Genomic DNA, 13,712 nt, shown 5'->3' on the forward strand with positions numbered 1-13,712 from the left:
AAGGAATGTTCTCCGCCTTTCTTCGAAAATTTTCGAAAACTTGCAACTTGGCTCCATTTTGTTTCGTCTGGATAAGGTACGTCTCGTACACATAGAGAGAGGCGCGAACCATATGAAAGGGGAGTCCTCCGTTATGAAACTGCTTAAAAATGTGCTTCTTGTTCTTCTAGGCTGCGCTCTATGCTACCTGCTCGTCGGCGTGCAGTTTGTTGACCTCATTCGCTCTCTCGTCGCTTAAAAACTTCCATGACTGACTTACGTTCGGCGGCATGGCCGCATCCGCAAGCCGCCTTTGACCCGCAAGGAAATCAGCGGCTCGGGGATAGCCGCAGCTTCCGTTGTGCGCTCGAACCGGTACGCCCTGCCCAGCTCCGCGAGAATAAGCGCCGCCTCCATCATCGCGAACTGCGAGCCGATGCAGCCGCGTGAGCCGCCGCCGAACGGAAAATAAGCGAACCTCGGCCAGCCGGCGCTTTCCTCGGCAAACCGCTCCGGCCGGAACGCGTAAGGGTCGCCGAATACGCGCGGATTCCGGTGAACCGCATAGGGACTGATCAGAAACGAGCTTCCCGCCGGGAAGGTTTCCCCCAGCACGTCCACCTCACGCTCCGCCTCCCGCAGAATCGTCCAGGCCGGCGGATATAGCCGCAGCGTCTCTTGTATGATCTGCTGGGTGTACTTGAGCTTGCGATACTGCTCGAACGCCGGGCCTTCCGATTGCCCGGGCGCATCGACTTCGGCGTGAAATTTGGCGGCGGCGTCCGGCTCCCGGTCGAGCGAATACCATGCCCACACAAGCGCATTGGCCGTCGTTTCATGACCGGCAATCAGCATCGTCATCAGTTGATCGCGGACTTCCGTATCCGTGATCGGCTTTCCATCCTCGTCCTTCGTATCGAGCAGCAAGCCAAGGAGGCTTTCCTCGTACCGGTCGGGCCGTTTCCTTGCATCCGTTATCGCTTCCCGAACAACCGACTCCAGCGTACGAATCGCCCGTTTGTGTACGCGGTGTCCCCGTGTCGGCACACCGAACGGGACGATGAACGGAAAGAACAACGTACGTGCCGACTCGCGAATCGCGATATCGACGGCGTCCGCCAATTCTTTCTTCCGCTCTGCGACATCCGTTGCGAACATGCCTTTGGCAATGACGGATAACGTCAGGCGCATCATCTCGTCATGCAGCTCCACAGGCTGTCCGTCCTGCAGCGATTCGATCGCTCGCTGCGATTCCTCCGCGACGATACGCGCGTACGCCTGAATCCGTTCTTTGTAGAACGCGGGCGTCAAATATTTCTTCTGCCGCCGGTGCTCCTCTTTTTCCGACGTCAGCAGCCCGTCACCGATCGTCCTTCGAAGCACTTCCGAGCTTCGGCCCTTGCGGAAATACGCTTCCTTGGCGACCAGGATTTCGTGGATGAATTCCGGCGCATTGACGATATAAGAGGGACGCTTCTCTCCCGAACGCAGGGAAATCACGTCGCCGTCCTGCAGCACCTCTACTAACAAGCCGAGCGGATCGCGTTGAAATGCGATAAAATTGCGCATGCGCGACGTGCGGATGTCTACGATGCGAGACATAGCTTGAACGCCTCCTCCGAAACCCTATGGATGTATGTCCCAAAGTATACCATGTTTAGAAGAACGCAGGCATTTATCGGGCGGGAACCGTTTCAAGAAGCAAGATATACGTAACGAAAGTGTGCGAAAAGGGAGGAAGAGAAGGTGAGGAAACGCTGGATTTGGATGATGACGCTATTATTGCCGCTGACGGCTCTCGCTTGGGCCGCCTTCCCGCATCCGTGCGCCGCCTGTTCTTGTGCGGCGGTCACTCCGCTGCAAGCCGCCGAACAAGCGGCGGCAGTTTTCGAGGGGAAGGTGCTGGGCATCCGCGAGACGTACGATCCATACGACGAAAGCGGGGCAATCGGAAGACGATATGCCGTTCGCCTGGAGGTCGATTCGATCCGGAAAGGCGAGCTGCCCTCGGAAGCTATCGTGTACACCGGCTTCCATTCGTGCGGCATTGATTTTAAGCAGGGGGAAACGTATTTGGTATACGCGCAGGAGCGGCATCCCGGCGAGCTGGAGACGCATCTTTGCGCAGGGACGAAGGCGCTGACGGATGCCCGGGACGATTTGGCCCTGCTGCCCGTCGGCGTAAAGCCTTCCACCCAAGCCGATCTCTCCGGCAGCCTGATGACGGAGGTACCGGGCTGGCTGGCCTTGTATGCGAAGCAGGCGTGGAACAAGCTGACGCAGCCGCACGCGCTTGCCAAGCTGGGCTTGCTTGCGTTAGGGTTCGCCATCGCCTGTGCTTTCGTTGCGACGAAGCGCAAACGGCTGCCGCTCTATAGCCTTTCGCGCGTTATCGGCTTGTGCGGCGGAGTGTACAGCTCGGCCCTGTGGGTCAGCCTCATCTGGCTGAATCCCTACGCGCCGCTTTCCAATCCCGGCGAATGGCTGGCGGTGCTGCTGTTCGGTCTCGCTCCTGCACTGCTCGCCATCGTCTCCTCCGTTCGGCGGCGGCCATGGGGAATGCTGGCGGCTCTGCTGTGGGCCGCCCCGCTAAGCTTATATGTGGCGGCGACGCCTGGAGTCTTTCGCTGGGCAGGCGTCGCGCTTCCGCTCTATATGCTGGCTTGGCTGATGATGAAGCTGCACAAGGACTCGTCAGCGCGTTGATGCAATGCCCTGCAGCGGTGGGCGGTGCAGGTTCGCGCAAGGATCGCGCAGGCAAGATCAGCATAAGCCGCTAGGCTCGCTCCGCCTTGTAGGCCTCGCATTCTGCGAGCCAGCGCGGGACGATGCCCGGATTCGACGCAAAGTGAAGGTGCGTGTAGCCGGCAATCAGCCGGTTCCGCAGAGCGCCTTCGGTCTTCGTGCCGCGCATGCCTTTCGTCTCGTAGGCATGCGCCGGGAGCGCCGTCTCGTCAGGCGGCTCGTAGACGGAGTAGTGGAACTCGTGCCCGCGCGCAGCCTCGCCTTCCGGCAGCAGGAAGTTGCCGGGTAAACCGGTCACCTCGCGCAGTCCGAGCGCCGCCAGCTTCCGCTGCATCGTCACCTGTCCGGGGACGAGGCCGACCATCGGGAAGCTGCGTCCGTCCGTATCGCGGATCGACCCGGTCAAGTACATGAAGCCGCCGCACTCGGCCAGCGTCGGCAGGCCTTGCTCCACCGCCCGCCGGATCGATTCGGCGACCGCGGTTTGCGCGCCGAGCCGCTCGGCAAACTCCTCGGGGAAGCCGCCTCCGATGTACAGGCCGCCCGCATCCTCCGGCAGCGGCTCCCCGGCCAGCGGTGAGAAGAAGCGCAGCCGGGCGCCGTACAGCTCGAGCAGCTCGAGATTTTCCTCGTAGTAGAAATGGAACGCGGCGTCGCGGGCGACAGCCAAGGTTACCGGGTATTTCCTCGCCGGTTCCGCGAAGATCCGATTCGCCGGACTCGGAGGCAGCCCAAGCTCGTCCGCGAGCTCGCTTAGCTCCAGCAGCTTGTCCATATCGGTTGTCTGCTGCAGCCTCTCCGCGAGGGCGTCGAAGAAGCCTCCAAGCTCGCCCCGTTCGATGGAAGGCACGAGGCCGAGGTGCCGCTCCGGCACCGACAGCGCCTCTTCCCGCAGCAAATAACCGATGACCGGAACGCCGCACTCCTGTTCGATCGCTTCCTTCACGATGCGGTAATGCCCGGCGCTTCCGACCTTGTTGGCGAAGACGGCCGCGATTCGCACGCGCGGATCAAGCAGCTGAAAGCCCTTGACGATTGCCGCCGCACTGCGCGCCATGCTTTGGCAGTTGACGACGAGCAGCACCGGAGAACCGAGCAGCAGACTGATTTCGGCCGTGCTGCCGACGTTCGATTTCGGGTCTTTGCCATCGTAAAAGCCCATCACGCCTTCGATCACGGCAAGGTCCGCATCCGCCGACGCGCGTTCGTACAGCTCCCGCACCGCTTCCGCTCCGAACATCCAGCTATCCAGATTCCGCGACGGTCTGCCCGTGACCGCCTTGTGATACGTCGGGTCGATATAGTCCGGCCCGCATTTAAACCCCTGCACCTTCAATCCTTTGCCTCTCAGGGCGGCCATGATGCCGAGCGTCACCGTCGTTTTGCCGGCGCCGCTTCCGGTGCCCGCAATCACGAGACAACGCCGGCCTGCCGCCGCACACTCCTGATCCATCCTGCCAATCCTCCTAAATAACGTTTGGATAAGCCGCCCCGCCTCCGTTATTTTAAAAAAGGCGCGACGGCTACCGAAATCGTGACGTTGCCGCTTTTTTTCTTCGTCAAGGCCAACTGCTGCGCACCCGTATATCGTTTGGCGGCCGGTTCGCTGACGCCGTACGCTCCGGTAAACTTGTACACCGTGTCGGACGGGTCGTCGATCGGCATCTCGTTCAGCTCCTGCGGCGTATAGCACACGAGCGGCCAGCCGTGCGAGCGGCATACCGCAAGCAGCCCTTCCTCGTCCTGTTTCAGGTCGATCGTACAGACCGCCTTTACGCTTTGCAAGGAAAAACGAAGCTCGCTGAGCGTATCGCGCACAACCGCTTCGATCTCCTCGGCGGACGTCCCGCGGTTGCAGCCGATGCCGAGCGCAATCACTTTAGGGCGGTACAGCACGCCGTTCGCCAGAATCGGCAGCTCCTCCGGCTCCAGCAGCCGGTGCGTTACCACCAGCGCCGCCTGCGGCTCGTCCGCCAGCGCGCTTGAGATATCGCCGTATGTGCGGATATGCGGCGGCAGCGGCGTGTCGTGCAGCCACCAATCCGGCTCGCCCGACTCCTGCACGACGGCGACGCGCTCCTCGTTCACGACCGACGCGCTGACCGGCGTCAGCTTGTCGGCGCTGTCCCACGTCCAGCCGAAACGGCGGCCGAACAAGTCGACCGCGATCGTCTTCTGCACGTCGGACGCCGTCGTGATGACGGCTCTGGCGCCGAGCGCCGCCGCCACCTCGCGCGTCAGCTCGTTCGCGCCGCCCAAATGGCCCGACAGCACGCTGATGACGTGCTCGCCCTTGTCGTCAATGACGACGATGCCGGGGTCCTTCTTCTTATCTTCCAGCAATGGAGCGATCATCCGGACGACCGCGCCCAGCGATATGATGCAGACAAGCCCCTGATAAGCCGGAAAAAGCGCCGGATACAGCAGGCGCACGCTGCCCTCGAACAGCTGGATGCCTCGCTCCGCCTCGTCTCCGCGCGCAAACTTGGACATGTAATACACATCGGTGGCGCCGCCGAACGACGCTTGCAGGCGCCGGGCCAGCTCCGCGCCGTGCTTCGTGATCGCGACAACCGCATAATCGCCGCTGCGCCGGATTTCCGGCACGGCTCCTTCCTGCAGCTTGATGGCGGCGGGCGTTTGCATCACGGCTTCACCCCCTTGCGGTAGCCGTGAGTGAACGTGGCGTCGTACAGCTTCGAGCGATACGCGTCATTCTCGTGAATATGCGGATCGAGCGCCCAACCGGCCAAAATCATCGCGTGCTTTCGAATGCCGTTCACCCGCATATCTTCGTCGAGCCGCTCCAGCGTGGAACGGACGACGACTTGATCCGGCCACGAGGCCCGCTGCACGACGGCAACCGGCGTCTGGGGCGACCAGCCCGCTTCCGTCAGCTCGCGCACGACCTTCTTTGTGAGCGTCGCGCTAAGAAATAGCGCAAGCGTGCAATGGTGCTTGGCCAGATCGCGCAGCTGCTCGCGTTCCGGCATCGGCGTGCGTCCTTCCACGCGCGTCAGAATGACCGTCTGCGTCAGCTCGGGAATCGTCAGCTCGGCGCCGATCGCGGCGGCCGAAGCGAAGACGGAGCTGACGCCAGGCACGACTTCGATGCCGATGCCTTCGCGCTTGAGCAGCGCCGCCTGTTCCATGATGGCGCCGAACATCGACGGATCGCCGGTATGGACGCGGGCGACCATTTTCCCCGCCCTGACCCGGTCGGCCATGATTCCCACCATCTCTTCCAGGCTCATGCCGGCGCTCAGCAGCACTTCCGCCTCCGGCTTCGCACGCGCGATCAGCTCCTCGTTGACGAGCGAATCGGTGTACAGCACGACGTCCGCTTCCTGCAGGAGGCGCAGCCCTTTGACCGTAATCAAATCCGGGTCGCCGGGGCCCGCGCCGATTATATATACTTTCATTTTCTCACCACCATCAGCGTTAAATATTCGAGCTCCCGCCCCGCCAAGTCGGCAACGTTGCGCCATATTTGCTCCTCGGCCGAGGTCACCTTGGTCAGGACGGACGCCTTGTCCGTCAAGCCGAGATCGCCCAGCACGCGCAGCATCAGGTCGATGACCTTCGCTACCTTGATGAACACGACGGCATCGTGGGTTTCGAGCGCCGTCCGCATCGCCTCGTAATCGTCCGTCGCCGGTACGATCGCCACCTGTTCGTCGCCGTCCGCCAGCGGAATGCCGAGTCTCGAAGCCGAAGCGTTGATCGACGAAATGCCGGGCACGGACACCGCCTGCACCTCGGGATGGCGCTCGTTCATGAGCCGCATCAAATGAATATAAGTGCTGTACAGCATCGTGTCGCCCTCGGTGACGAAGGCGACGTCTTTCCCTTGATTCAAGTGCTCCCACACGGTATCGACCGTTTTGTTCCACTGCTTCTCCAGCGCCTCGCGGTCTTTCGTCATCGGGAACGTCAGCCCGAGCATCGTTTTCTCCGTCGTGTCCACATACAGCTCGGTAATGGCAAGGGCATAGCTTTTGGCCCCCGATTTTTTACGCGGGTAAGCGATGACAGGACATTGTTTCAACAGGCGGAACGCCTTCACCGTAATTAATTCCGGGTCGCCCGGCCCGACGCCGAGCCCGTAAAGCGTACCAAGGTTAGTCATCTTGAGGTTTCCTTTCTGTCTGTGAGGGTGCACTCGTGATCCGCCGGTTTCCGCCGGGCGGCGATGATGTAAACCGGATTTAAGCTTTCAAACCGCGTCATATCGAGGATCGGCTTGCTGCGGCTCAATTGAGCGAGTGTGATGTCGGCCCGGAAGCCTTCATCGGCAAAAGCTTGCGCAGCTGCCGCCAGGTTCTCAATCGTCACCGCGTTCAACACGATCGTACCGCCCTGTCTTAGACGCGAGCAGCACAGCGCCAGCAGATCCCGCAGCTCGCCGCCGCTGCCGCCGATGAACACGGCGTCGGGGTCCGGGAACGACTCCAGCCCTTCGGGCGCTTTAGCGTGCACGAGCGTGATGTCCGTGCGGAACTTGCGCGCGTTCTCGCGGGCGTTGGCCAGATCGCCTTCGTTCTTCTCAACGGCGTACACGGCCCCCTCCGGGCAGAGGCGAGCGGCTTCGATGGCCACCGATCCGGTGCACGTGCCGATGTCCCACACGATGCTGTCCCGCTTCAGGCCGAGCGCGGCGATGCTCAACACGCGCACTTCGCGCTTCGTGATGAGCCCTTTATCCGGCTTCCGCTGGGCGAATTCGGCGTCGTCAATGCCGAGCGGCCATGCCGGGGGCATGACGCCGGGGCTTTTGGCGCGCAGCACGACGACGTTCAACGGCGCGAAGTCGCCGCTCGAGAGGGCCGCAAGGTCGGTTAAACCGTACCAGCCGGTCCGCTCCTTCTCTCCGCCCAGATGCTCGGCGACGAACGCCTCATATTCCGTCATCCCGTACTCCAGCAAATAGGCCGCAACGGCCGCCGGATGGTTGATCTCGTCGGTGAGCAGCGCCACCTTCGGCTTGCCGTCGATCCGCTGCGCCAACCCCCGGATCGGCCGACCGTGAAGGCTTACTGTGAAGGCATCGTGCCAGCCTTCGCCGATCCGCGCGAACGCAAGCTGGACCGAGCTCACGAATGGCAATACCTCGATCCGGCCGGGCAGCTTCGCCGCCAAATACCCCCCGATGCCGTAAAACAGCGGGTCCCCGGATGCGAGCACTACCGTGCTCCGGCTCTCGTTGCGCAGTTGTTCGACGAGTTCGCCAAGCCCGCTGCGAATCATGACTTTCTCCGCCGGGCTGTCGTGGAACATCTCCAGCTGCCGTTCCCCGCCGACAAGCACCCCGCATTGTGCGATCCGCTGCAAATAAGCGTCCGGCAATCCGGCCCTCCCGTCATCGCCGACGCCCATCACCACGATCGTATTTTCCATGTTCCTCTCACCTTTCCCTGTCGCTTCCGGATTGTTCCCCCGGCCCGTGTGAAGCTGTTGCGGCAGATCGCCCCAGCAGCTCGCCCTTCATCGAGATAATAACGGTTTCGATCTGAAGGCTTTCGTCCGGCTCGCCTTCCGCCTGCCGTTCGCGCAGGTCCGCCGGGCGGCTCCTGCTCCCTGTTTCCTTAAGCAACGCTCGGCAGCAGTATTCGCCCATCCGCTGGAAGAAGGCCTCGTTCCCGAGCGCCTGCATCATATCGCCGACCTGTGCGGCCGTATTGGCTTCCCGGATCTGCTGCAGCGTCTCCCCGGACGCCCCGGCCTGCTCCGCCAGCCCGGCGAGAAAGCCGAAGTCGACGGGGGCGCTTTTGGAGTGCACCATCATCACGCCCTGCGCCACTTTGGAAAATTTGCCCATCATGCCGACGAGGGTGATGCGCCTGATGCCCTGCCTGGCGCATTGCTGCACGGCAAATCCGACAAAGTCGCCCATTTCGACAAACGCCTCCTCCGGCAGCACCGGATACAGCTCCATGCCGAACTTTTCCGTACGGCCTCCGGTGGAGAGGACGATATGACGGACGCCGCTCTTGACGGCCACCCGAATCGCTTGGGCGACGCTTGCTTTGTAGGCCGCCGTCGAGAAAGGCACGACGATACCGCGCGTGCCGAGAATCGAGATGCCGCCCAAGATGCCGAGCCGCGCATTGAGCGTTTTCTTCGCAATCTCTTCGCCCTCCGGCACCGATACGACGACCCGCACGCCACGGTGAATCTCGTAGCGGTTGAGCACGGCCGCAACCGCTTCGCGGATCATTTTGCGCGGCACCGGATTGATGGCAGCCTGACCGACGTCGACGGGCAGCCCCGGCTTCGTCACCCGACCAACGCCGATGCCGCCGTCGATGTCTATGCCTTCCTCCGGGGTCCACGAGACCTCGGTTATAATTCTCGCGCCATGCGTTGCGTCCGGGTCGTCGCCGCCGTCCTTGATGACTTCGGCGCAAGCCCGCGTCTGCTCGAATTCGCACCGGACGATGTCGAACGTCACATCCTGCCCGATCGGCAGCCGGATCGTCGACTTCATGACCGTTTCCTGCACAATGAGCGCCTCCAGCGCCGCCTGAGCAGCCGCCGTGGCGCAAGCGCCCGTCGTATACCCGTGACGAAGCGGCTTCGTCTCCTGGTTGTCCGCACCGGCCTTGACCATGTCTGTTACCCCTGACGCTCCGCGAGCAGCGACAGCGCATTAACGGTCGCAACCGCGACCGGACTTCCGCCTTTGCGGCCGATATTCGTGATGAACGGCACGTCCAGCTTCAGCAGCTCTTCCTTCGATTCCGCCGCCGACACGAAGCCGACCGGGACACCGATGATTAAACCGGGACGCGCTTCGCCCTCCTTGACGAGCCGAATCAGCTCCAGCAGCGCCGTCGGGGCGTTGCCGATCGCATAGATCGCGCCGTCCGCTTCCCGCGCCGCCTTGCGCGTCGCGATGATCGCGCGCGTCGTATTGAGCCGCTTCGCCTCCTGCATCACGTCGGGATCGGATATGTACACCCGCACCTCGCCCCCGAACTTCTCCAGACGCGGCTTGCTGATGCCGACCTGCACCATCTGCACATCCGCCACGATCGGCTTGCCGCTGCGGATCGCCTGAATACCGGCCTGTACGGCATCCGGATGAAACACGAGGCTGCGCCCCAGCTCGAAATCGGCCGAAGCATGAATAACCCGCTGCACGACTTTATACTGCTCCTCGGCATAATCGTGCGGGCCGAATTCCTCCGTAATCATCTCGAAGCTTTTTTCTTCAATTTCCTGCGGCTGTACGGTCACCGGTTTAAAATCCGTGCGAAAATCCATTACCGACGCACCTCCTGTGCAATTTGTCCGAGCTCGGCGAGCACGCCGTCAAACTCCGTGTAGACGACCCCGTAATCAAGCGCCGGCCGGCCGATCACAATCGTGTCGATGTCCATCTCAAGCGCGGCCGACAGCTTCTCTTCCACGGCGCCGACTTGTCCGCTTTCCTTCGTGATCAGCACCGTGACGCCGTAATGCCGATAGAACGCCTGATTGATTTCCTTCGAAAATGGCCCCTGCATGGCCACGATGTTCCTCTGCTCGACGCCGAGCTGCTCGCACTTCTCCATGTTGTCTTTACGGGGCAGCATGCGCGCGACCAGCGTCGTATCCGGCAGCCCGACCAGCTTCTCGGCAAACACCTGCAGCGTCTTGCTGCCCGTGGCGAGGAATACGACACCGCGCTTTTGCGCCGCCAATTCCGCCGCCTGCTCGTAGTCGTCGACGAAGGAAAGGCGCGGGTGGGCGGCGAACTTCCCGCGCTCGCGCTCATAGCGGACGTAGGGCACGTCCGCCGTGCGGGCCGCCGCCATCGCATTGCGCGACGCTTCCTCGGCGAACGGGTGCGTCGCGTCGACGACCGCCTGGACGCTGCGGCTGCGGATCAGCTCCACGAGCGCCGCTTCGGACAGCCTCCCGACCTGCGTCGGAACACCGGCCTCCATGAGGCTCTTCGCCGCACTCTCGGTGACGACGGTCGCCAGCAGCTCGTAGCCTGCTTGCCGGATGCGTATTGCCAGCTCACGCGCGTCGCTCGTTCCGGCCATGACGAGGATCATGCGGGCACCTCCTTCGTAGAAGCCGGAGACGGCGCTGCCTCCTGCGGCTGCTCGCGATGCTGATCCTGTTGTTCATGGCCGGGATGGCGCTTATGCTCATGATCATGATCATCGGCATGCGCGTGGACATGGCTGTGTTCCTGTTGATGCTTAGGTTCGTGGTCATGCTCGTGCTCGTCGCCGTGCGCATGAATGTGTTCGTGCTCATGGTTATGAGCGTGCTCGTCGCCGTGTGCATGACGGTGCCCGTGCTCATGTTCGTGACGGTGCTCGTGCTCATGATGATGATCGTGCCCATGGTGATGACTGTGGTCATGATCATGATCATGGTGATGATGCTTCATCGCTTCCAGCCGGAATTGACACATGTCGCAATTCATTCGCACCTGCCCCTGCAGCGCTTCCTGTGCGCGCTCCCGCATAATCTCGCGCAGCATCGGGTGGAACCCGAAGTATTCGGCAAGCACGAACTCGCGGTCCGGATACGTCTCCGCGAACGAGGCCGTCAGCTGCTCCAGCCTCTTGATCAGTACGCCCGTGAACAAAAAGTACGGCAGCAGCACGATGCGTTTCGCGCCCAGCCTGACACAGCGGTCCACGCCTTCGTCGGCCCGCGGGGCGGTTACGCCGATGAACGCCGTCTCGACCCATTGCACGTTGAGCCGTTCCCACAGCAACCGGGATATTTTAAACAAATCGCTGTTCGCATCGGCGTCGCTGCTTCCTCTTCCGATCAATAGCAGCGCCGTATCCGGCGATTCGATCAAACCGTCGACACCGGCCTCCGCCAGCCGGGTCTGCAAAATATCCAGCGCCAGCTCGTGCACGCCGATCGGTCGGCTGTAAATAAATTCGACACCGGGAAACTGACGCTTCGCCTCATCCATAGCCGCCGGAATATGGAGCTTCGCATGTCCCGCCGCAAACAGCGTAATCGGCACAACGCCAACCCGGGTCGCCCCCCGGGCGACGCACGCGGCAAAGCCTTCCCGCATGGAAGGGGACTCGAACTCCAAAAAACATGTTTCTACAATCGGCACATCCAGCCCGTTCTCCACCGAACGGACAAAGGCGCGCACCTCTTCGTTTCCTTCCGGATCACGGCTTCCGTGACCGACAAATAACAAGGCGTCCATCTACGATCCGCCTCCCTTCGTTTAATCGCCGCAGACGGCATTTTCAATCTTGAACACCGGCACTTCCCGGTAACGATATCCTTCAAGCTCCTTGATCCGGCTATAATATTTATGAAAACGCTCGTTCGGATGGGCCTCATCCGCATACCGCCTGACGATCCGCTCCACCGTCTCCAGCAAGCGATCCGGCTCTACGCCTTCAGCCACCGGGATGCCCGGATGAGCGTTGCGGCCGACCGTTTTGCCGCCGAGGAACAGATCGAACTTTTCCTTGCGGTACACGATGCCGATATCTTCCCGCACCGCGCCGTAACAAGCCATTCCGCAGCCGTTGAAACCGATGCGCAGCTCCTTTGGCACCTTCAGGCCGCCGATTCGCTGCTGCAGATCCTCCAGGTAAGGAACCGAATCCGCTTTGTCCATATTGCAAAAATCGCATGCCTTGATTTGCGCGACATCGCCGACCGGCGCCAGCAGCAGCCCAGCCGCCTCCAGCCGCGATACCGCCTGCTGCGGCTCCGAAGTCACGAGCCTCACAAGCCATTGATGATGCGGCGTATATTCAATCGAACCGTCTTCGCCCACGATGTCGGCCAGCAGCGTCAGTTGGGCGGCCGTCAATCTCTTCTCCGCGAGCCCGGGGCTGACGGCGAACTCGAGAATCTCCCGCCGCCGGAACGGATCGCTTTCGCGCTGCCAGGACGGCGTCTCGGCCGGCGCTCCGGCGTTCGCCGCACCGCGCTGCGTCTCCACGAGCCGCAGCGCCTCGAGCGCCAACGCTAGCGGCGACGCGGCAGCGTCCCCCGCTGCGCCCTCCGCTTCCTTCGCAGCCGTCGCCTCTGCGGCAGCCGCTTCGCTCTTCGCCGCTCCCGCTGCCGGCTCTCGCTCCGCCGTCGCAACAGCGCCTTCCCGCGCTTCGAGCGACCACGGCTCCGCCTCGGCGCGCAGCCGCTCATGCGGCTTCAACGGCTGCACGTCCGCGCCGAGCGTATACTTGCGCTGGTAGCCGCGCGGCGTAATCATCAGACCGTCGTAGACGACCGTCGCCGAGTTGCCGATAATAACCGTCGTCAGCATGCCGATGTCGTGCTCCAGCATGCGTTCGAGCGTCGTGATGGCAATCTCTTCCCGGTCCCGGTAGGCGCTTTTGACAATACCAACCGGCGTTTGCGGCGACCGGTAACGCAGCAGCACGCTGCGCGTCTCGACGATTTGCCGGGTGCGCCGGCCGCTTCGCGGGTTATATAACGCGATGACGAAGTCGGCCGCCGCCGCCGCTTCGACCCGCCTAATAATGAGGTCCCAGGGCGTCAAATGGTCGCTCAGGCTGATCGTGCAGGCATCGTGCATGATCGGCGCGCCGAGCAGCGAACCCGTCGAGTTGATCGCCGAGATGCCCGGAATCACCTCCACGTTGACACCGGTGTCCCGACGCCAGCCTTGCTCCATCAATACTTCGTAGACGAGGCCGGCCATCCCGTACACCCCCGCGTCCCCGCTCGAGATAACCGCGACTTTCCGGCCGGCCTGCGCCTGCCGAACCGCCTCCTGCGCCCGGCTGACCTCCTCGGTCATCCCGGTACGTACGATATGCTGCCCGCTCAGTAAACCGCGGATCAAATCCACGTATGTGTTGTAGCCGATGATGACCTCGCTCTCCATGATCGCTTCTTTCGCCGCTTGCGTCATATGCTCGAAGCTGCCGGGGCCAAATCCGATAACCGATAGCTTGCCTTTCATCGTTTCGTCCTCCCTTCCAGTCGCTGAACGATAATAGCGGAACCATCAAACAAACCAACCCACGCAA

12 protein-coding genes are annotated in these 13,712 nt (G+C 62.1%); 1 reads left to right on the forward strand and 11 read right to left on the reverse strand.

Features of this window, described 5'->3' with window-relative positions; all coding sequences use genetic code 11:
- Positions 1–255 precede the first annotated feature (255 nt).
- Positions 256–1,581 (reverse strand): cytochrome P450, encoded by a 1,326-nt coding sequence (locus JMF85_RS25940; RefSeq protein ID WP_201319242.1) that lies wholly within the window; start codon positions 1,579–1,581, stop codon positions 256–258.
- 144 nt (positions 1,582–1,725) lie between these two features.
- On the opposite strand from JMF85_RS25940, the gene JMF85_RS25945 reads away from it, so the two are divergent.
- Positions 1,726–2,685, forward strand: a complete 960-nt coding sequence (locus JMF85_RS25945; protein ID WP_201319243.1) for a hypothetical protein — start codon at positions 1,726–1,728, stop codon at positions 2,683–2,685.
- A gap of 70 nt (positions 2,686–2,755) precedes the next feature.
- Here JMF85_RS25945 and JMF85_RS25950 read toward each other — a convergent pair whose 3' ends face one another.
- From JMF85_RS25950 to cobJ, 10 genes are read right to left on the reverse strand one after another with little or no spacing between them, the layout of a single operon-like run.
- Positions 2,756–4,177: a cobyrinic acid a,c-diamide synthase CobB gene (locus JMF85_RS25950; RefSeq protein WP_054800328.1), complete on the reverse strand. Its 1,422-nt coding sequence runs from the start codon at positions 4,175–4,177 to the stop codon at positions 2,756–2,758.
- 47 nt (positions 4,178–4,224) lie between these two features.
- A complete protein-coding gene (locus JMF85_RS28265; RefSeq protein ID WP_236596003.1) occupies positions 4,225–5,370 on the reverse strand; it encodes a cobalt-precorrin 5A hydrolase in 1,146 nt (381 codons plus the stop codon).
- Positions 5,370–6,146, reverse strand: a complete 777-nt coding sequence (gene cobM, locus JMF85_RS25955) for a precorrin-4 C(11)-methyltransferase (RefSeq protein WP_054798274.1) — start codon at positions 6,144–6,146, stop codon at positions 5,370–5,372. The genes JMF85_RS28265 and cobM overlap by 1 nt, the downstream gene beginning before the upstream one ends.
- A complete protein-coding gene (gene cobI / locus JMF85_RS25960; RefSeq protein WP_127608256.1) occupies positions 6,143–6,853 on the reverse strand; it encodes a precorrin-2 C(20)-methyltransferase in 711 nt (236 codons plus the stop codon). Before cobI ends, cobM begins: the two co-directional genes overlap by 4 nt.
- Positions 6,850–8,121 (reverse strand): bifunctional cobalt-precorrin-7 (C(5))-methyltransferase/cobalt-precorrin-6B (C(15))-methyltransferase, encoded by a 1,272-nt coding sequence (locus JMF85_RS25965; RefSeq protein ID WP_054798273.1) that lies wholly within the window; start codon positions 8,119–8,121, stop codon positions 6,850–6,852. The genes cobI and JMF85_RS25965 overlap by 4 nt, the downstream gene beginning before the upstream one ends.
- Positions 8,122–8,128: 7 nt before the next feature.
- On the reverse strand, positions 8,129–9,334 hold the full coding sequence (locus JMF85_RS25970; protein WP_127608258.1) for a cobalt-precorrin-5B (C(1))-methyltransferase: 1,206 nt from the start codon (positions 9,332–9,334) through the stop codon (positions 8,129–8,131).
- A 5-nt stretch (positions 9,335–9,339) separates the two neighbouring features.
- Positions 9,340–9,990 carry a precorrin-8X methylmutase gene (locus JMF85_RS25975; RefSeq protein WP_127608259.1) on the reverse strand — a complete coding sequence of 217 codons (651 nt, stop codon included), beginning with the start codon at positions 9,988–9,990 and terminating at the stop codon, positions 9,340–9,342.
- Positions 9,990–10,769 (reverse strand): precorrin-6A reductase, encoded by a 780-nt coding sequence (cobK, locus tag JMF85_RS25980; protein WP_054798272.1) that lies wholly within the window; start codon positions 10,767–10,769, stop codon positions 9,990–9,992. Before cobK ends, JMF85_RS25975 begins: the two co-directional genes overlap by 1 nt.
- Complete coding sequence (locus JMF85_RS25985; protein WP_201319244.1) at positions 10,766–11,905, reverse strand: sirohydrochlorin chelatase; 1,140 nt, start codon at positions 11,903–11,905, stop codon at positions 10,766–10,768. Before JMF85_RS25985 ends, cobK begins: the two co-directional genes overlap by 4 nt.
- A gap of 21 nt (positions 11,906–11,926) precedes the next feature.
- A complete protein-coding gene (cobJ, locus tag JMF85_RS25990) occupies positions 11,927–13,645 on the reverse strand; it encodes a precorrin-3B C(17)-methyltransferase (RefSeq protein WP_127608261.1) in 1,719 nt (572 codons plus the stop codon).
- Positions 13,646–13,712 lie beyond the last annotated feature (67 nt).

It is taken from the genome of Paenibacillus sp. EPM92, from assembly GCF_016586185.1.
In the GTDB taxonomy this organism is placed as follows: Bacteria; Bacillota; Bacilli; order Paenibacillales; family NBRC-103111; genus Paenibacillus_G; species Paenibacillus_G validus.